Raw genomic sequence first — 16,777 nt, 5'->3', positions numbered from 1 at the left:
GTCACCGTCAACAACCCTTCACCCAATGCCCATCGCATCACTCACGCCGCACGGAGTTGGCGTTAAAGACCTGTTGACGCGTTGAGACTTTGCCGAACCCACAGCGGCCGCACAGGAACCCCTTCTACTTTACGTGCTCATGACAGACTCCCCTGCCCCCATCGGGCGCCGCAGAGTACTGATCGCCGGTAGCGCCGCCGCCGCGGCCGTCGGACTGGGCGCGGCCGTCGCCTCCGCCGGCCGCGCCGAAGCCGAAGCCGAGCCCCAGGCCACTTCCCCCCGGGTCGCCCCCGCGGCGGCCGCCGTCTGCACCCTCACCAAGGAGCTCACCGAAGGCCCCTACTACCTCGAGCACGCGCTCGTCCGCTCCGACGTCTCGGAGGGCAAGCCCGGAATCCCGCTCCAGCTCGACCTCACCGTCGTCGACAACGCCACCTGCGCGCCCCTCAACAAGGCGCTCGTGGAGATCTGGTACTGCGACGCGCTCGGCGAGTACTCCGGCTTCGTCGGCAACAACGGCCACCAGGAGCCGGACAACGGCAAGTTCCTCCGCGGCGGCGTACTCACCGGCACCGACGGGATCGCCAAGCTCACCGGCATCTACCCCGGGTGGTACCGGGGCCGCTGCATCCACATCCACCTCAAGGTGCACACCGACGTCACGCTCACCTCCGACGGCTCGTTCACCGGCGGCAACGAGATCCACACCGGCCAGCTCTTCTTCTCCGAGACCATCACCCAGGCGGTCGCGAAGCTGTCCCCGTACTCCACCAACACCGTCCCCCGCACCACCCTCGACGCCGACGGCATCTACGACGGCGGCGGGGCGGCCTCCGGCCTGCTGACCCTCACCGCGCTGGGCTCCTCGCCCTCCGCGGGCTACAAGGGCACCCTCACGGTCGGCGTGGACCCCGACGCCTGACCGGCCCGCCCCCGCACTCCGGCCCCCGCCCGGCGGGGGCCGCCTTTTTCGCCGTAAGGGGTTGACGACGGTCAAAACCCTGCCTACCTTCGCTGGGACATCAGATGTCTGATGTCTGATGCACACGGCAAGGAGGTCGACAGCAATGCCGCTGTCCGACGACATCGCCGAGCGACTGCTGTCCGCGATCATCGACGGCCACTACCCGCCCGGCACCGCGCTCCCCCCGGAGGCCGTGCTGGCCGAGCAGCACGAGGCCAGCCGGCTCACGCTCCGCGAGGCGATCAAGGTTCTGCGGGCGCAGAACATCGTCCGCATCCACCGCGGCCGGGGCACCTACGTCAACACGCCCGACCAGTGGACCGCGCTCGAACCGATGATCCGCGCCGCGGCCGCCGGGCCCCGGACCGGCGGCGCGGTCTCCGAGAAGCTGATCGAGGCGCGGCGGATGATCGAGGTCGGGGCGGCCCAGCTGGCCGCCACCCGGCGCTCGGACGACGACCTGGCGCAACTCGACGAGCTGCTGGAGGAGATGCGGGCCGCCGCGCGGGCCGGGGACACCGAGCAGTTCGTCGAGGCGGACATCGCCTTCCACGACGTGGTGATGCGGGCCTCCGGCAACGCCTTCGTACCCCTGCTCTTCGAACCCTTCGGCAGGCTGCTCGTCGAGGGCCGGCGGCAGACCTCGGCCGTGCCCCAGATCCGTACGAACGCCATCCAGCACCACGAGGCCGTCCTGGAGGCGCTGCGCGCGGCGGATCCGGAGAAGGCCCGGCGCGCGATGGACGACCACATGGCGCAGACGACGGACGATCTGCGTACGCACGTCATGCGGGTCGCCGGGCAACCGGACGCCTGAGCCCACTCCACTCCGCCCCGCCCCTGAGTACCACTTTCCGGGCGCACCCTGACCGCCACACCAGAGGGCGCCACACCACGGCCCCAGCCTGCCCGGACACTCCCGGCCTGCCCGGAACCGCACGAAAGTAGATCCACCCATGTCCCAGACCCTCCACTTCCCCGAGGCGCACGAGCTGCCCCCGCCCCGCGCGGTGACCCCCGCCGAGGTGACCGCCGCGCTCGCCGCGGACCGCCGCCTGGTCGTGCTCGACGACGACCCGACCGGCACCCAGACCGTGGCCGATGTGCCCGTCCTCACCACCTGGACGGTCGAGGACCTGCGGTGGGCGCTGCGCCAGGACAGCACGGCCTTCTTCGTGCTCACCAACACCCGCAGCCTCGCCCCGGACGCCGCCGCCGCCCGCAACCGCGAGGTCGTCCGCGCCCTGGCGCAGGCATCGGCCGCCGAGGGCATCGGCTACGTACTCGCCAGCCGCGGCGACTCCACGCTGCGCGGACACTTCCCGCTGGAGACGGACGTCCTGGCCGACGAGGTGCCCGTGGACGGTGTCGTCCTCGTCCCCGCGTACATCGAGGCCGGGCGGCTCACCGCCGACTCGGTCCACTGGATGCGTACGGCGGAGGGGATGCTGCCGGTCGGGCAGAGCGAGTTCGCGCGCGACGCCACCTTCGGCTACGCCAACTCCCGCCTCCCGGAGTGGATCGAGGAGAAGACCGGCGGCCGGGTGGCCGCAGCCGGCGTGCTGCGCATCACCCTGGAGGACCTGCGGGTGCGCGGCCCCGAGCACGTGGCCGGGCTGCTGGGCTCGCTGCGCGAGGGCCGGACGGCCGTCGCGGACGCCCTGACCGACGACGATCTGCGCGTCCTCGCCCTCGCCTCGGCCACGGCGGAGGCCACCGGCGCCCGGCTGCTGTACCGCTGCGGCCCCTCCTTCGTACGAGCCCGCGCGGGCCAGGCCGCCCGCGCCCCGCTGACGGCGCAGGAGCTTCGGGCGGGGCGGGACGCGGCGGCCCCGGCGGGCCAGGGCCAGGGCCACGGCCACGGCCTGATCGCCGTCGGCTCGCACGTCGGGCTCACCACCCGCCAGCTGGACCGGCTGCGCGAACGCGGCGGGATCGCCGAGTTCGAACTCGACGTCCACGCCCTGCTCGACGAAGAGCGCCGCGCCGCGCATATCGCCGAGGTGGCGCGAGCCTGCGCCAGGGCGCTGGAGGAGAGCGAGGTCGTGGTGCGTACCACCCGCTCGCTCGTCACCGGCGCCGACGCGGACGACTCGCTCGCCATCGCCCGCGATGTGTCCGCCGCACTGGTCGAGACCGTACGGGCCATCACCGCCGGGCGGCGGCCCGCGTTCGTCGTCGCCAAGGGCGGCATCACCTCAAGCGATATCGCGACCGAGGGCCTGGAGATCCGCCGGGCCTGGGCGCGCGGCACCCTGCTCCCCGGCATCGTCTCGCTGTGGGAGCCCGAGTCCGGCCCCAGCGTCGGCATCCCGTACATCGTCTTCGCCGGCAACGTCGGCGACGACAACGCCCTCGCCGACGCCATCGACCTGCTCCGGAGCCGATGATGCTGCTGCACGGAACCGACGCCCTGACCGCCGCCGCCCGCGAGGGCCGGGCGATACCGGGCTTCGTCGCCTACAACCTCGAGACCGTCCAGGGCATCGTCGCCGCGGCCGAGGCCGCCGGGCGGCCGGTGCTGCTCCAGGCCGGGTCGAGCGCCTTCAAACACGCGGGCCGCGAGGCCCTGATGGCCCTCGCCCTCGACGCGGCCCGGCGTTCGGAAGCCCCGCTCGGCGTGCATCTGGACCACAGCCGGGACCTGGAGGAGATCACGGCCTGCGTCGAGGCGGGCTACACCTCCGTCATGGTCGACGGCTCGCACCTCCCCTTCGCCGAGAACGTGGCGCTCACCCGCAAGGCCGTCGAGCGGGCCCACGCCGCGGGCGTCTGGGTCGAGGCCGAACTGGGCGCGCTGGCGGGCGACGAGGACGTCTCGACCGACGCCCGCGCCGCCGGCGGCTCCATGACCGACCCGGAGCAGGCCGCGGAGTTCGTGGCCGCGACGGGCGTGGACGCGCTGGCGGTCGCGGTCGGGAACGTCCACGGCTTCACGGCCGAGCCCGTACGACTCGATCTGGACCGTCTGGCGCGCATCCGCGATGCCGTCCCCGTACCTCTCGTACTGCACGGCGCGAGCGGGCTGCCCGAGGAGCAGCTGCTCGGGGCGGTACGGCGCGGTGTGGCGAAGGTGAACGTCAACGCGGAGCTGCGGCGGGCGTACTTGGCGGCGGTGTCCTCGGCGCTGCCCGGGGCGCTGTCCGGCTCGGACGTGGTGTCGACGTGGGCCGCGGGGCGGGATGCGGTCGCGGCGACCGCGCTCCGGATCACGCAGAAGCTGTCGCCGACCCCCTCGACGACGCAGCCGACGTAACCCCACCCCCTCCGCAACGCAGCCCGGGCCGGGCGCGACCCGCGCCGGCCCGGGCGCCTCCTCCTCACGGATCCCCCTCCCCCGGTCACCGCTGGGCGTGGGTGTCCTCCAGCGGCGACAGCCCCGCTGTGCCCCCTCATGCCCTTTTCTCGTCCCCTCCCCCTCCCTCCCAAGGAACCCGTATGTCCACATCCGCTTCCCCAGCAACATCCACACCCCGTACCGCCGTCATCGGACTGGGCGCCATGGGGCTGCCCATGGCTCAGCGGCTGGCCGGGGCGTTCCCGGTGGCCGTGTTCGACATCGCGGCCGAGCGCCGCGCGCTCGCCGTCGAACACGGGGCCACCGAGGCCGCCACCCCCGCCGACGCGGCCCGCGACGCCGACGTCGTCGTGCTGGCCGTACGCGACCAGGCCCAGGTCGACGGCGCGCTGTTCGGCGAGTCGGGCGCCGCCGAGAAGCTGAAGGCCGGGGCCGTGGTGGTGCTCACCAGCACCGTCGGCCCGGAGGCCGCCCGGTCGACCGCCACCGCGCTCGCCGAGCGGGGCACGGCCGTACGGCTCGTGGACGCCCCGGTCAGCGGCGGCCCGACCCGCGCCGGGAACGGCGATCTGCTGATCGTCGTCGGCGCGGAGCCGGCCGCCCTCGAGGTGGCCCGTCCGGTGCTGGACCGGCTCGCCTCCACCCTGACGGTCATCGGTGACAAGCCCGGCGACGGCCAGGCCCTGAAGGCCATCAACCAGCTGCTCGCGGGCGTACACATCGCCGCCGCCGCCGAGGCCGTGGCCCTCGCGCGCGGCCTCGGCCTCGACCCGCAGACCGTGATCGACAGCCTGAGCCAGGGCGCGGCGGGCTCGTTCATGTTCGCCGACCGCGGTCCGCGCATGGCGCAGGTGTACGGGGATGGCGGCGCGGACTCCGTCGAGGTCCGCTCCCGCCTCGACATCTTCGTCAAGGACATGGGCATCGTGACCGGCATCGCGAAGAACGCGCATGTGCCGGTGCCGCTGGCCTCCGCCGCCGAGCAGCTGTACCTGCTGGGCGAGCGGGCCGGGCTCGCGGCCCGCGACGACTCCTCCATCGTGACGGTCCTGTCCCCGAGAGGAGAAGGCCGATGAGCCACGGCGCGCTTCTGACGGTGGCGGCGGTGGGCGTGGCCCTCCTGCTGCTCATGATCATCAAGGCGAAGATCCAGCCCTTCGTCGCCCTGGTCGTGGTGTCCATCGGTGTGGCGCTCACGGCCGGCGTCCCGGCCGCGGAGCTGGTGGCCACCATCGAAGAGGGCATGGGCTCGACGCTCGGCCACATAGCCACGATCATCGCCCTCGGCGCGATGATCGGCCGCATCATCGAACTGTCCGGCGGCGCCGCGTCCTTGGCACACTCGCTCATGGACCGCTTCGGCGAACGCCGCACCCCGCTCGCGCTCACCGCGGCCGGGTTTCTGCTCGGCATCCCGGTCTTCTTCGAGGTCGGCCTGATCATCCTGATGCCGATCGCGTACGGCGTGGCCCGCGCGTCGCGCAAGCCGCTGCTGGTGTACGCCCTGCCCATGGGCGCGGCGATGCTCACCGTGCACGCCTTCCTGCCGCCCCACCCGGGCGCGGTGGCGGCGGCCACGACGATCGGGGCCGACCAGGGCTGGGTGCTGCTGTTCGGCATTCCGGTGACGGCGGTCGTGATCCTGCTGGGCTATCTGCTCGCCAAGCGGATGACGCGCCGCGAGTACCCGATGACGGCGGATGTGTACGCGAAGGTGTTCGGCGAAGGGGGCGGGTCCGGGGACGGGGCCGGGTCCGAGCACGGGTCCGGGGCCGGGGCCGACTCCGAACGCGCGCCCAAGGGTGCCGTCGTGGGCCCGGTCGAGGGCGCGGTCGAGGGCGCGGAGAACCCGCCGTCGTTCGGCATGGTGGTGTCCCTGATCGTCACCCCGATCGTCCTCATCCTCCTGGGCACCATCGGCACCAACTTCCTCTCCGAGGGCTCCACCCTCCGCGCCGTCCTCACCGTCCTGGGCGCCCCGATGGTCGCCCTGCTCGTCGCGGCGGCGCTCGCCGCGTACTTCCTGGGCGCCCGGCGCGGCTGGTCGAGCGCCCGTATCTCCGAGGTCATGGGCTCGGCGCTGCCGGGCGTGGCCATGGTGATCCTGGTGGCGGGTGCGGGCGGTGTCTTCGGCAAGGTGCTGGTGAAGACCGGCATCGGCGACGCCGTGGCCGACGTCCTGGACCGTACGGGCCTGCCGCTGCTGGCCCTGGCCTTCGCGATGACGATGCTGCTGCGCGCGGTACAGGGCTCCACCACAGTGGCCCTGGTCACCACGGCCGGCCTGATCACTCCGCTGCTCCAGCGCACCGACCTGTCCCCGCAGCAACTGGCCCTGGTCTGCCTGGCGATGGGCGCGGGCGGCCTGTCGGTCTCGCACATCAACGACGCCGGCTACTGGATGTTCACCCGCCTGGTCGGCCTCGAGGTCGGCGACGGCCTGCGCACCTGGACCGTCCTGACGACGGCGATGGGCGTGGCGGGCTTCCTGCTGACGAGTCTGCTCTGGCTGGTCGTTTAGCGGGGATCGCCGCGAGACGGCAGCGAGACGGACCGAGTGTGCCTGGCCCCGACGGGGTCAGGCACACACGTCTTACGATTCGTCTTCGTCTTCGGAGGCCACGAAAGCCGCGGTGTCGAGCTCGCAGTCGAACGGAGCGGGGATGTGCACCTTCTCCCCGAACGGCACGGTGAGGTGGGAGACATAGCCCCTCGGAGACGGCGTCCAGAAGACGGTCGTCGTCTCGTTCTGCATGTCGAGCAGCAGGTACACGGGCACGCCGCTCTTGCCGGAGACCTCTGCCTTGTCACTCAGGTCGTTGGCACGGGTCGCGATCGAGGTGAGTTCGGCGACGAGAGAGAGGGCGTCACCAGGGATATAGCGGGACGTGGTCCGGAAGGCCGCCACGTCGGCTACGTAGATGTCCGGCCCATAGCCACGCTCCGACTCGGGAAACGTGAAGAGGTACGGAGTGCTCGCAGCCTTGTGCCCTTCCGGTGCGAAGGGCTGCAGGTGCTCACAGATCGCCCAGATGATCGGCGCGTAGTACCCCTGAGACCACGGCGACACGACGATGCTCCCCCTGATGATTTCCGCCCGGTAGCCATCGGGCACGTGCAACTCGGGCAGCAGCCTGCAAAGGTCCTCGAAGGACCCCGCCTTCGATGCCTCTCCCCCACTCGATGCCTTTATCGTCTCCGTCGGGCGATCGATCATGATGGTCACCGTATGCCTCCTGCCGAGGGCCGATCCTGCCACTCAGCGTAGTCGTCCGGACTGACAATCCCCCGCCCGATCACCCAATCCGGTGAAGGGTCCACTACCGGGCTCCGCCATCGTCTGCATACCAATGACCGCGAGCAGGCTCAGCTTGTCCGCCGCATCCGTGCCCGGGGCGGCGGTGTGGATGACGACGTGGAGGTCGCTGCCGGGGGCGTTGAGGACGTCGCAGTCGAGGACGAGCGGGCCGACGTCGGGGTGGTGGACGGTCTTGGTGTCCATGGTGTGGCTGCCGACCGCGTGCGAGTCCCAGAGCCGGGCGAAGTGGTCGCTGGTGCGGCGCAGGTCGGCGACGAGGGTGCGCAACGGCCGGTCGGCGGGGTAGTGGGCGGTCGCGGAGCGCAGGTCGGCGACGGTGGCGGTTTCGAAGCGGGCCTGTTGTTCGGGGGTGTGGGTCACGCGGTCGGGGCGCCCGGTGAAGTGGCGCCACAGGACGTTGCGCTCGCGTTCCGAGCGCCCGGAGGGATCGCCGTGCAGCGCGGCGTACAGCTGGTTCCAGGCGATCAGGGTCCACGCCGCGTCGTACACCCCGACCGGGGTGGCCCGCATCTGGTCGAGCATGCGCTGGACGCCGGGGGTGAGGTGGGACGAGATGCGGTCGGTGGTGGGCGCGGGCCGGCCCGCGAGGAGGAACAGGTGGCGGCGTTCCGGTTCGGACAGCCGTAGGGCTCGGGCGAGGGCGGTGAGGATCTGGGGGGACGGGGAGGTCGCGCGGCCCTGTTCGAGACGGATGACGTAGTCGACGGACATCCCCGCGAGCTGGGCCAACTCCTGGCGCCGCAGCCCCGGCGCGCGGCGCACGCGTCCGGCCGGCAGGCCGACCGTCGCCGGGTCGAGCCGGTCGCGCCAGCGGCGCAGCGCGCCCGCGAGGTCGCCGGCCGCGCCGTCCCCGCCGGGGTGTCCGGTGTTCCCGCCCTCGCGTCCAGTGTTCCCGCTCGGGCGTCCGTCGTCCCCGGCCAGGCTTCCGGTGTTCCCGTCACCGCTCCCTGTTCCGCTCATCGGTTCAGTATCCGGTCGCGGGCGGCGGGCGTCCCGCACCCAGCCTGGTACCGCTTTTACCAGGACGAGGCTTGCTCTTCCTGTTCCCTCGCGCAGCGCCGAGGCTGATGGGCATGCGAACCGAACGCCGTGTTGAGATCGCCCTGGACCTCGCCTGTGTCCGCTGCTACCTGGGCTTCACCCGCCTCACCCGCGCTGCCGGCGGCGAGGCCGAGTTGACCATCCGCCCCTTCCAAGCCGAGCCCGACGCGCCCTCCGCCGGTGGTGAGCCGTTGTTCGAGGTCTGGAGGCGGACCCGGGGCGAGGCGTTCGTACGGCAGGTCGCCTCCGACACCTCCTTCGGCGTGGCGGACGGTCTGGAGCTGCGCTTCGAACGCGCCCTGTTCACCAACACCTTCGAGGCTCACCGGCTGGTCGCCCGCGCGTCCGCGCAGGGGGTCGGGGAGCGGATGGCGGAGCGGCTGTTCCGGGCGTACTTCACCGATGGGCTGCTGATCTCCGACCGCACCACCCTGGCCCGGCTGGCCGCCGAGACCGGGGTGGTGGCGGCCACCGACGCCGACGACCACAGCGGCACAGCCGCGCTGCGCGCCGAACTGGACCGCGTACGCGCGCTCGGCGTCCAGGTCGACGCCGTACCGTACGTCGCCTTCGAGGACGGGACCGTCCTCGAAGGCGCGCAGCCGGAGGCTGCCTACCGCGCGGCGCTGACCGCCCCGCTCACGCCAGCCGGATGACGTTCCAGGACATCGGCTCCAGCGTGGTCCGCAGCACCCCGCCGTCCAGGGCCGTGCCGGTCGCGGCGTGCGGGGTGACGCGCTCGGGCTCGGTCAGGGTGTTGCGGGCCTCGGGGTCGGCGTCCGCGAGGACGCTGTGTTCGACGATCCGGGATACGGACAGGCCGTGCAGGTCCACCGCCAGCGGCAGCGGTCGCGTCTGGTCGCGGTTGACGGCGAAGACGGTGACCTCGCCGGTCTCCTCGTCCGCGACGGCGGTGGCGTGCAGCAGCGGCACCTCGCCGTACTTGGCCGTCTCGTGCGTCGGGCTGTCGACGCTGACCTGGAGGACCCGCCCGCGCCCGTAACGCGACGCCTGCGCGAACGGGAAGAAGGTGGTCTGCTTCCAGGCCGGGCCGCCCGGCTCGGTCATGATCGGCGCGATGACGTTGACGAGTTGGGCGAGGCAGGCGACGGTGACCCGGTCGGCGTGGCGCAGCAGCGCGATGAGCAGCGAGCCGAAGACGACGGCGTCGGTGACGGAGTAGTTGTCCTCCAGGAGCCGCGGCGCCTCGTCCCAGTTGGGCGGCTCCTCGCCCTGGAAGCGGGTCTGGTACCAGACGTTCCACTCGTCGAAGGAGAGGTTGATCTTCTTCTTGGACTTGAGCCGGGCGCCCACGTGGTCGCAGGTGGCGACCACGTTCTCGATGAAGGACTCCATGTCGACGGCCGAGGCGAGGAAGGAGTCGCGGTCGCCGTCGAGCTCTTCGTAGTAGGCGTGCAGGGAGATGTAGTCGACGAGCTCGTACGCCTCTTGCAGGACCGTCGCCTCCCACTCGGCGAAGGTCGGCATGGACTGCGAGGAGCTGCCGCAGGCCACCAGCTGCACGTCCGGGTCGATCTGCCGCATCGCGCGGGCGGTTTCGGCGGCCAGCCGCCCGTACTCCTCGGCGGTCTTGTGGCCGGTCTGCCAGGGCCCGTCCATCTCGTTGCCCAGGCACCACAGCCGGATGTCGTACGGGTCCTTGTCGCCGTGTGCGGCACGGCGGTCGGACAGGGCGGTGCCGGACGGGAAGTTGGCGTATTCCTGCAGCTCCAGCGCCTCGGCGACGCCACGGGTGCCGAGGTTGAGGGCCATCATCGGCTCGCCGTCGACCTTGCGGAGGAAGTCGATGTACTCGCCGAGGCCGAAGCGGTTGGTCTCGGTCGACCGCCAGGCCAGGTCGAGTCGGCGCGGGCGCTCGTCGACGGGGCCGACGCCGTCCTCCCATTTGTAGCCGGAGACGAAGTTGCCGCCCGGATAGCGGATGACGGTGACCCCCAGCTCGCGGATCAGCTCCAGGACGTCGGTGCGCAGACCGGCCTCATCGGCGGTGGCGTGGCCGGGTTCGTAGATGCCGGTGTAGACGCAGCGGCCCAGGTGCTCGACGAACGACCCGAACACACGCGGGTCGACGTCGCCCACGGCGAAGGCGGGGTCGAGGGTGAAGCGGGCCGGTGGGGCGGGAGCGGGGGTGTCGGCAGGGGTCTCGGCGGGGGTGCGGTTGCTGGGGGTCGTCGGCTGCATTGCGGCGTCTCTCTCCTGCGCTGGCGCGCGCTTGTCCGATATCTCGGATACCGATCGTGACTTCGAACGAGACGGTAAGATCTCCGTTCCCCACGCGTCAACGCCTCGTGCGGCCCGGAAGCGCCCGGCCCGCTGTCGGAGGCGTGCGAGAGACTTCCTGTTGGTGCTGCCATCTGCCCCAGGAGGTACGTGTGTTGAGCCCTGACGTCGAAGAGTTCCTTCAGCATCCCGAGCACGAGGCCCCGAAGGGAAACCTTCTCGCCGAGGACTGGAACGAACAGCTCGATGTCGCGGTGCGGGTCCATCTGATCGACCGCTGGCTCAGCGAGGACGCCCCTGACGCCCCCGACGCACCCATGGTGCTCACGGACATCCGGCCGGAGCCGAACGAACCCTGGATGATGCGACCCGACGCACTCGTGAAGACCGGACTCTTCCCGGCGATGGAGCATACGAACGGCACGAGGCGTGACCCACACGCCTGCCGGGCCATCGCCGTGGCAGAGGCGGCCTCCGCCGTGGAGCGGGCCCTGCTGGCGGGCAGCAGCGTTCCATCCCGACGCGTTGAACTGCTCATCGCCGACCTGCGCGAGTTGATCCTCTCCCAGGGGCGGGAAGCGGTGCTCGTGACGGTCGTGGACCCGGTCACCGGCGCGGTCGTGCCCGACGAGACGCATGTGGTGCTGGCGTGGGAGACCGAGTACGACGCGGCGCTGCGCATCAGCGTCGTACCGCGTCGGGAGCGGGAGGGGCGTGGCGAACCGCGCCACGCCGCATGCTCCTTCGCCGCCTGCCCGGACGGCGTCCGGGTCGCCCCCGAGGAGCACGGCGTCGCCGAGGCGAAGGTGCGCGCCTTGTGTGCCGGGACAGTTCTCGCGGCCCTCTTGAAGTGCGACGGGCGCGCCGCGTTCAGCGTCGGCTGGCAGCCTCACGGACTCGATCCGGAGCAGGCCGCCGACCTCGACGAGGTGCGGGAGTGGTGGGAGTCCACGTCCTGGTGCGAGGAGTACGACGACACCTACCTGGGGGTCTACTACGACTACGGGGCGGGCGCCTGGTTCGGCCCGTCCCATCTGATCCCGACCCAGGATCAGATCGACAACATCGACAGCGAGGGACGGGGCGACTACCCGGCCCAGGACTGCACCACCCTCGGCGCCCCCGGCGAATCGGCCACGAGCCTGTGGATGCTGGGTGACCAGCTGCACTCCCTGGACACCGCCGCCTTCCTGACCGAGGTCGAGGCGTTCCGCCGCGCCTGCCGCCACCAGTGCCGCGAGACGTCCGATGCGTCCGGCCCGTTGGTCGACGCCCTCCTGGACGAGCTCCTGGCCCGCCCCCTGGAGCGGGTCGGCGGCCCGGAGCGCCGGATGCTCATATGGGCCGACGCCGACGAGGACGGCGGGTTCTGGCGGACCGACGACCACTCGATCGACGTGTACGAGGACGCCCGACGGCTCCTGGTCGTCGGCCCGCACGAGGCGCTGTACATGATTTTCAACGGTGACTCTGGATCTTGAACCTCCGCGCCTCAGCCGGGCCGCGAGGCGGGGGAGGAGGCGAAGCGCGTTGTCCCGGTTGATGCGTCGGCGGGCACGGTGGTCAAGGGCAGGGTCGCGGTCGAAGTCCGCGGTGATGGCACCCACTTCGCGGGCGGGCCTGGCCGGCCAGTCGCTCCCGCACAGGATGCGGGTCGGGTCGGCGGCGGCCAGCAGGGTCGGGGTGGCGTACGGGGACAGCGGAAGGGCGGTGTCGAAGTAGAAGCAGCCGAGTGCTCTGCGGACCGCCTCGGGGTCGGGGCCCTCCCCCTGCCGTCCGGCGGAGATGGCCCGCCCGGCCACGTACGGCAGGAAACCGCCGGCATGGGACAGGATGATCGACAGGTCGGGGTAGCGGTCGAGGGTGCCGGTGGCGATCAGGTTGAGCGCCGCCCGGGTGGTGTCGAGCGGGAAGTCCCCGATGGCCTCGGACACCCCCGGCAGCTCGGTGCCGCCCGCCAGGGACTCGTTGAACACCCGGACGCCGTCCTTCGCCACCGCCCGATCGCGGAAGGCCACGGACGGCACCGGGGCGGAGGCGACACCGGCCGCGATGCGGTTGGCTTCCATCACCTCCAGCGTCTCGCGGAGGGTCCAACGCGCCCAGTCCGGCCCGCCCTCGGGCGGGAGCAGCCCGGCCTCGATGGCCCACGCGCGCATGGCGTCCGGTAATGCGTGGTGGTGCGTGTCGATCCGCCCCTCCGTCGGCGGCCCGCCCTTGCCCCTCCGCTTCGTATCGGCCGAGGCGCCGGGCGCCGACGCGAGCCCGGCCCCGACGGCCACCGCCCCCGCGCCCGCGCCCGCCGCGAGCAGGGCGCGACGGCGGGTCAGGGACGGCGACAAGGTGATGGCGGAGCGAGAAGTCCGAAGCGTGGCCATGTGGCGGGGCCTCCTTGTCCTACGGGGCCGCGTCGCGGCCCGAACCGGCGTGACAACGCCCACCCTCCGCGAGTCGGCCCGGACCACGCATCGGGGCGAGCCCCGATCCGCCCCTGGGCCGCCCCGTACGGGCCCAGGGTGCCGGGCCCCTACGTCAGCGCCCACCTCCGCCCGACGACCACTTGTTCAGCTTCCGATCTGACCGGCCGCCCACTCGGCCCATTCGCGCCGCATGGCGTTGAACCGCAGGCCGTATTCCAGCGCGATCCGGCCGTAGACCGACAGATCGTCATCACCCCAGTCGATGGACTCCTCCAGCCGGCACAGCTCCTCGTGCCCGCGCTCGGACATCTCGACGAGCCCGGTCAGGTATGCGCGCGCCTGCTCGGGCTCGAGCACCCCGAGGAAGAACACCCGCAGCAGAATGTCGCTGCGGGTGTTCCGCTGTGGTGTGGTCTCCGTCAGCCAGTGCCGCAGCTCAGCCAACCCCTCGTCGGCGATGGCGTATTCCTTGCGGCCGCGCGGCCCTTCGGCCGCCACCGTGATCAGTCCGCCGGCCGCCAGTTTGGTCAGCTCCGTATAGATCTGGCTCTGGGTCGCGGGCCAGGCGGTGGCCAGCGAGGTCTCGAATCGCTTGAGCAGGTCGTATCCGCTGGCGGGGCGCTCCGAGAGAAGGCCGAGCAGTGCGTGTCGAAGGCTCATGCCTCCACCCTACATTCCAGAATTGACATGTCGCAGCCGGACCTTCTAGTTTTGACATGTCAGAAGAGGGACCTCGAAACGGAGTGGTCATGTCCTACCTGCGTACGTTTCTGCCGTGGATCGTCTTCGCCGTGCTGCCCTCCGGGAGCTGGCAGTGGGGCGCGCCGGCCGCGCTGGTGGTCGCGGTGGCGCTGATCGGCCAGCAGGTACGGGCCGGGGTCGGGCTCGACGCGCTGATCATCGAGCTGGGCTCGGCGGCCTTCTTCGCCGTACTGGCGGTGATCGCCTTCACCGATCACGACTCGGGCGCGCACGACTACTCCGGGGCCCTCTCCTCGGGCACGCTGGCGGCCATCGCCGGGGCCTCGCTGGCCATCGGCAAGCCGTTCACCCTGGGCATCGCCAAGCGCACCACCCCGCGCGAGCTCTGGGAACTCAAGCCGTTCATCCGGATCAACGTCGTCATCACCGCCGCATGGACCGCGGCCTTCGCCCTGACCGCCCTCGCGCTCGCCTTCGAGGCGCACGCCGGACACGGGCACTCGACCCCCGCCACGCTCGTCCAGATCGCCGGCTTCGCCGTCCCGATGGCCTTCACCATCCGCTACGTCGCCCACGTCCAGGCCAAGGCCGGGCAGCCGGCCTGATGACCCCGCCCGACCCGATGACCCCGCGGCACCTCGCCGGGAACTACGCCCCGGTCACCGAGGAACTCAGCGCCCACGACCTGCCGGTGACCGGCACGATCCCGCCCGAGCTGGCCGGCTGGTATCTGCGCAACGGGCCGAACCCGGCCGACGCCGCCACCGACCGCAGCGACCTGGTCGTCCTGGACGCGGACGACCTCGCCGCGGGTCCCGTCGCCACGGTCCAGCTGCCGGCCCGGGTGCCGTTCGGCTTCCACGGCAACTGGCTCGACGACCGCCGGCCGACGCATGATTCACTTGCCTCGACCGGAGAGCGTTTGTCGCGGCAACTGAGACACGGGGGCATCGAATTGAGTGACGTCTACTCACCCATACCGGAACTGAACCTGCTCAAAGAGTTCGAAAACCGGATCGGCCGGGTCTGGTACTCGGACGGGTTCGAACTACGCGAGTACGGCGTGAACGCCGGTCTGCACACCTGGTCGGAGGATCCGGAGTTCCTGGACGGCTTCATCCCCTTCGCGCTGGCCACCCGCTCCGGTTCCCACTACGCCCTCTGGCGCTGTGACGATCGGACCGACCTCGCCACCTTGCCCGTCGTCTTCGTCGGCGACGAAGGAGACCTCTACATCGTCGCGCGGAATCTGCTGGAGCTGTTCCAGCTCCTGGCCATCGACAACGAGACCTTGAACCCCGACTTGGTCGAGCAGCACACCGAGGGCCACCAGGAATACCTCACCTGGCTGAACGAGACCTTCGGGCTGCGACCGCCGGACCTCGACGCGCTCCGGGCCGGGCTCAAGGAACCCTACGAACAGTTCGAGACGTGGGCGAGCCGGTTCGTCGAGCTGGACTGAAAGCCTCCGCGAGCATCAGCCCGTACGAAAGGGACCCACCCGTGACCACCGAACGCCCCCGCATACCCACCACCGCTGACGAGCGCGAGACGCTGCGCGGCTTCCTCGACTTCCACCGGGCGACCCTCGCCAAGAAGTGCGACGGCCTGTCCGACGAGGAGCTTCGGCGTCAGTCGATGCCGCCCTCGACGCTCTCGCTGCTCGGGCTGGTGCGGCACATGGCCGAGGTGGAGCGCAACTGGTTCCGCCGGGTGCTGGGCGGCGAGGACATCCCGCTCGTCTGGTCGGACTCGTTCGACTTCCAGGCGGCCTACGACGCGCGGGAGGCCACGCGGGCCGAGGCGTTCGCGGCCTGGCAGGCGGAGGTGGAGCACGCACGGCGGATCGAGGCTGCGGCCGAGTCGCTGGACGTGACGGTCCACGCCGAGCGGTGGGGGCAGGACGTATCGCTGCGCACGGTGATGCTCCACATGATCCTGGAGTACGGGCGGCACAACGGCCACGCCGACTTTCTGCGCGAGGGCGTCGACGGCACCGTCGGGGTCTGAGGCGCCGCCTCCGCCCTCGTACCGCGCGTCCTACCGGCTCACCAGCCGGAGCTCCACCTCGCGCTCCTGGTCGCCCGGCACCTTGCCATGGTCCTCGATGGCGAAGGCGCGGGCCAGGACCTCGCGCATCAGCTCCACCTGGCACGGGCAGCCCTGCAGATCGGCCGTGATGGGCGCGGTCAGTGCGGTGGGCTCGGGCTCCGGGTGGGTCGGGGTCACCTCGAAGGTCGAGGTCCACACCATTGGGTGTCCTTCGAGCGGATGCTCCGGCAGGCCGGCGTACGCGTCGTCGGAGCGGTAGCAGCGGTGCAGTACGTCGAAGACCACGTCGGCGTCGTCCCGCGAGATTCCGGTGAGGTTCACCATTACGTGCTCGGCGTGCCATTCCACGCTGGCCATGGCGGGCACCTTCTTCGCTTTCGCTGAGCCGTTTGAGCGGTTCGTTCGGTTGTCCCTACCCTTTATATTCGCAGCTTTTGCGAGGTTTCACCCGGATGGCTCATCCGGAATCGGATGGTCCGGGCGCGGGCTCCCGGACTTCCGGGGGCTCCCCCGCCGCCCGGTGCCGGACTCGTCCACATCGGGCACGTCGTCGGGGTCCTCGGGCGGGCTGTACCGCGCCGGGGGGCTGTCCACGTCCAGGGGGTCCGGGCCGTCGTGCGCCTGCTGGTCGGGCAGGTCCCGCGGTACGGCGTCGATGTGGTCCCCGGGGGCTTCCAGTCGTCGGTCAGTCACTGCCGGTTCCCTTCGTCGGCGGACGGACCTCCCTCGGGTACCCGGAG

17 protein-coding genes and 2 pseudogenes are annotated in these 16,777 nt (G+C 71.5%); 12 read left to right on the top strand and 7 right to left on the bottom strand.

The features are described 5' to 3' along the window. Nucleotides 1-139 precede the first annotated feature (139 nt). The 6 genes from ACFV2X_RS11765 to ACFV2X_RS11740 all read left to right on the top strand — a co-directional run bounded on the left by ACFV2X_RS11765 (nt 140) and on the right by ACFV2X_RS11740 (nt 6,783). On the top strand, nt 140-922 hold the full coding sequence (locus tag ACFV2X_RS11765) for an intradiol ring-cleavage dioxygenase (RefSeq protein ID WP_385614533.1): 783 nt from the start codon (nt 140-142) through the stop codon (nt 920-922). A gap of 145 nt (nt 923-1,067) precedes the next feature. Continuing rightward, on the top strand, nt 1,068-1,781 hold the full coding sequence (locus ACFV2X_RS11760; protein ID WP_358636267.1) for a FadR/GntR family transcriptional regulator: 714 nt from the start codon (nt 1,068-1,070) through the stop codon (nt 1,779-1,781). Between the two features lie 139 nt (nt 1,782-1,920). Then, entirely contained in the window at nt 1,921-3,354 is a 1,434-nt protein-coding gene (locus ACFV2X_RS11755; protein ID WP_385614530.1) for a four-carbon acid sugar kinase family protein, read from the top strand. After that, nucleotides 3,351-4,220 carry a ketose-bisphosphate aldolase gene (locus ACFV2X_RS11750; protein ID WP_385614529.1) on the top strand — a complete coding sequence of 290 codons (870 nt, stop codon included), beginning with the start codon at nt 3,351-3,353 and terminating at the stop codon, nt 4,218-4,220. Before ACFV2X_RS11755 ends, ACFV2X_RS11750 begins: the two co-directional genes overlap by 4 nt. A gap of 182 nt (nt 4,221-4,402) precedes the next feature. Continuing rightward, entirely contained in the window at nt 4,403-5,338 is a 936-nt protein-coding gene (locus ACFV2X_RS11745; RefSeq protein ID WP_385614527.1) for an NAD(P)-dependent oxidoreductase, read from the top strand. Continuing rightward, nucleotides 5,335-6,783 (top strand): GntP family transporter, encoded by a 1,449-nt coding sequence (locus tag ACFV2X_RS11740; RefSeq protein ID WP_385614525.1) that lies wholly within the window; start codon nt 5,335-5,337, stop codon nt 6,781-6,783. Before ACFV2X_RS11745 ends, ACFV2X_RS11740 begins: the two co-directional genes overlap by 4 nt. A 72-nt stretch (nt 6,784-6,855) precedes the next feature. On the opposite strand, the gene ACFV2X_RS11735 is transcribed toward ACFV2X_RS11740, so the two are convergent. Both ACFV2X_RS11735 and ACFV2X_RS11730 read right to left on the bottom strand, forming a co-directional pair. Beyond that, nucleotides 6,856-7,479, bottom strand: a complete 624-nt coding sequence (locus ACFV2X_RS11735; protein ID WP_385614582.1) for a Uma2 family endonuclease — start codon at nt 7,477-7,479, stop codon at nt 6,856-6,858. Nucleotides 7,480-7,521: 42 nt separating this feature from the next. Then, the gene (locus ACFV2X_RS11730; protein ID WP_385614523.1) at nt 7,522-8,541 is read right to left on the bottom strand and encodes a helix-turn-helix transcriptional regulator; all 1,020 of its coding nucleotides are present in this window, start codon (nt 8,539-8,541) and stop codon (nt 7,522-7,524) included. Between the two features lie 113 nt (nt 8,542-8,654). On the opposite strand from ACFV2X_RS11730, the gene ACFV2X_RS11725 reads away from it, so the two are divergent. Further along, nucleotides 8,655-9,278 carry a DsbA family protein gene (locus tag ACFV2X_RS11725; RefSeq protein ID WP_385614520.1) on the top strand — a complete coding sequence of 208 codons (624 nt, stop codon included), beginning with the start codon at nt 8,655-8,657 and terminating at the stop codon, nt 9,276-9,278. Here the strand turns inward: ACFV2X_RS11725 and ACFV2X_RS11720 are convergent. Beyond that, entirely contained in the window at nt 9,262-10,824 is a 1,563-nt protein-coding gene (locus tag ACFV2X_RS11720; RefSeq protein WP_385614517.1) for an alpha-N-arabinofuranosidase, read from the bottom strand. The genes ACFV2X_RS11725 and ACFV2X_RS11720 overlap by 17 nt on opposite strands. A 191-nt stretch (nt 10,825-11,015) precedes the next feature. Between ACFV2X_RS11720 and ACFV2X_RS11715 the strand changes: the two genes are divergently transcribed. Beyond that, nucleotides 11,016-12,344, top strand: a complete 1,329-nt coding sequence (locus tag ACFV2X_RS11715; protein WP_385614515.1) for a hypothetical protein — start codon at nt 11,016-11,018, stop codon at nt 12,342-12,344. A 42-nt stretch (nt 12,345-12,386) separates the two neighbouring features. Here ACFV2X_RS11715 and ACFV2X_RS11710 read toward each other — a convergent pair. Together ACFV2X_RS11710 and ACFV2X_RS11705 are read right to left on the bottom strand one after the other, a co-directional pair. Next, nucleotides 12,387-13,022: pseudogene (locus tag ACFV2X_RS11710) on the bottom strand (amidohydrolase family protein); the annotation flags it as partial. Nucleotides 13,023-13,427: 405 nt separating this feature from the next. Then, a complete protein-coding gene (locus tag ACFV2X_RS11705; RefSeq protein WP_385614513.1) occupies nt 13,428-13,943 on the bottom strand; it encodes a PadR family transcriptional regulator in 516 nt (171 codons plus the stop codon). Nucleotides 13,944-14,032: 89 nt separating this feature from the next. On the opposite strand from ACFV2X_RS11705, the gene ACFV2X_RS11700 reads away from it, so the two are divergent. From ACFV2X_RS11700 to ACFV2X_RS11685, 4 genes and pseudogenes are all read left to right on the top strand, one after another. Further along, the gene (locus ACFV2X_RS11700) at nt 14,033-14,590 is read left to right on the top strand and encodes a hypothetical protein (RefSeq protein WP_385614510.1); all 558 of its coding nucleotides are present in this window, start codon (nt 14,033-14,035) and stop codon (nt 14,588-14,590) included. A gap of 17 nt (nt 14,591-14,607) precedes the next feature. Beyond that, a pseudogene (locus ACFV2X_RS11695) lies at nt 14,608-14,751 on the top strand (carotenoid oxygenase family protein); the annotation flags it as partial. Between the two features lie 12 nt (nt 14,752-14,763). Further along, nucleotides 14,764-15,447, top strand: coding sequence for a carotenoid oxygenase family protein (locus tag ACFV2X_RS11690; RefSeq protein ID WP_385614579.1), 684 nt, complete (start codon nt 14,764-14,766; stop codon nt 15,445-15,447). Between the two features lie 41 nt (nt 15,448-15,488). After that, nucleotides 15,489-15,995: a DinB family protein gene (locus ACFV2X_RS11685; RefSeq protein WP_385614508.1), complete on the top strand. Its 507-nt coding sequence runs from the start codon at nt 15,489-15,491 to the stop codon at nt 15,993-15,995. Nucleotides 15,996-16,025: 30 nt separating this feature from the next. On the opposite strand, the gene ACFV2X_RS11680 is transcribed toward ACFV2X_RS11685, so the two are convergent. Then, nucleotides 16,026-16,394, bottom strand: a complete 369-nt coding sequence (locus tag ACFV2X_RS11680; RefSeq protein WP_385614506.1) for a hypothetical protein — start codon at nt 16,392-16,394, stop codon at nt 16,026-16,028. 87 nt (nt 16,395-16,481) lie between these two features. Then, nucleotides 16,482-16,730 (bottom strand): hypothetical protein, encoded by a 249-nt coding sequence (locus ACFV2X_RS11675; protein ID WP_385614505.1) that lies wholly within the window; start codon nt 16,728-16,730, stop codon nt 16,482-16,484. Nucleotides 16,731-16,777 lie beyond the last annotated feature (47 nt).

It is taken from the genome of Streptomyces sp. NPDC059679, from assembly GCF_042734105.1.
GTDB lineage: Bacteria > Actinomycetota > Actinomycetes > Streptomycetales > Streptomycetaceae > Streptomyces.
Note: the sequence above shows the minus strand (reverse complement) of the source record. Positions and strands in the feature narration are given on the sequence as shown.

Coding starts and splice junctions, on each gene's coding strand:
- ACFV2X_RS11730 (WP_385614523.1), bottom strand. CDS start 8,541: ATGAGCGGAACAGGGAGCGGTGACGGGAACACCGGAAGCCTGGCCGGG.
- ACFV2X_RS11750 (WP_385614529.1), top strand. CDS start 3,351: ATGATGCTGCTGCACGGAACCGACGCCCTGACCGCCGCCGCCCGCGAG.
- ACFV2X_RS11705 (WP_385614513.1), bottom strand. CDS start 13,943: ATGAGCCTTCGACACGCACTGCTCGGCCTTCTCTCGGAGCGCCCCGCC.
- ACFV2X_RS11720 (WP_385614517.1), bottom strand. CDS start 10,824: ATGCAGCCGACGACCCCCAGCAACCGCACCCCCGCCGAGACCCCTGCC.
- ACFV2X_RS11700 (WP_385614510.1), top strand. CDS start 14,033: ATGTCCTACCTGCGTACGTTTCTGCCGTGGATCGTCTTCGCCGTGCTG.
- ACFV2X_RS11740 (WP_385614525.1), top strand. CDS start 5,335: ATGAGCCACGGCGCGCTTCTGACGGTGGCGGCGGTGGGCGTGGCCCTC.
- ACFV2X_RS11680 (WP_385614506.1), bottom strand. CDS start 16,394: ATGGCCAGCGTGGAATGGCACGCCGAGCACGTAATGGTGAACCTCACC.
- ACFV2X_RS11735 (WP_385614582.1), bottom strand. CDS start 7,479: ATGATCGATCGCCCGACGGAGACGATAAAGGCATCGAGTGGGGGAGAG.
- ACFV2X_RS11765 (WP_385614533.1), top strand. CDS start 140: ATGACAGACTCCCCTGCCCCCATCGGGCGCCGCAGAGTACTGATCGCC.
- ACFV2X_RS11725 (WP_385614520.1), top strand. CDS start 8,655: ATGCGAACCGAACGCCGTGTTGAGATCGCCCTGGACCTCGCCTGTGTC.
- ACFV2X_RS11755 (WP_385614530.1), top strand. CDS start 1,921: ATGTCCCAGACCCTCCACTTCCCCGAGGCGCACGAGCTGCCCCCGCCC.
- ACFV2X_RS11745 (WP_385614527.1), top strand. CDS start 4,403: ATGTCCACATCCGCTTCCCCAGCAACATCCACACCCCGTACCGCCGTC.
- ACFV2X_RS11760 (WP_358636267.1), top strand. CDS start 1,068: ATGCCGCTGTCCGACGACATCGCCGAGCGACTGCTGTCCGCGATCATC.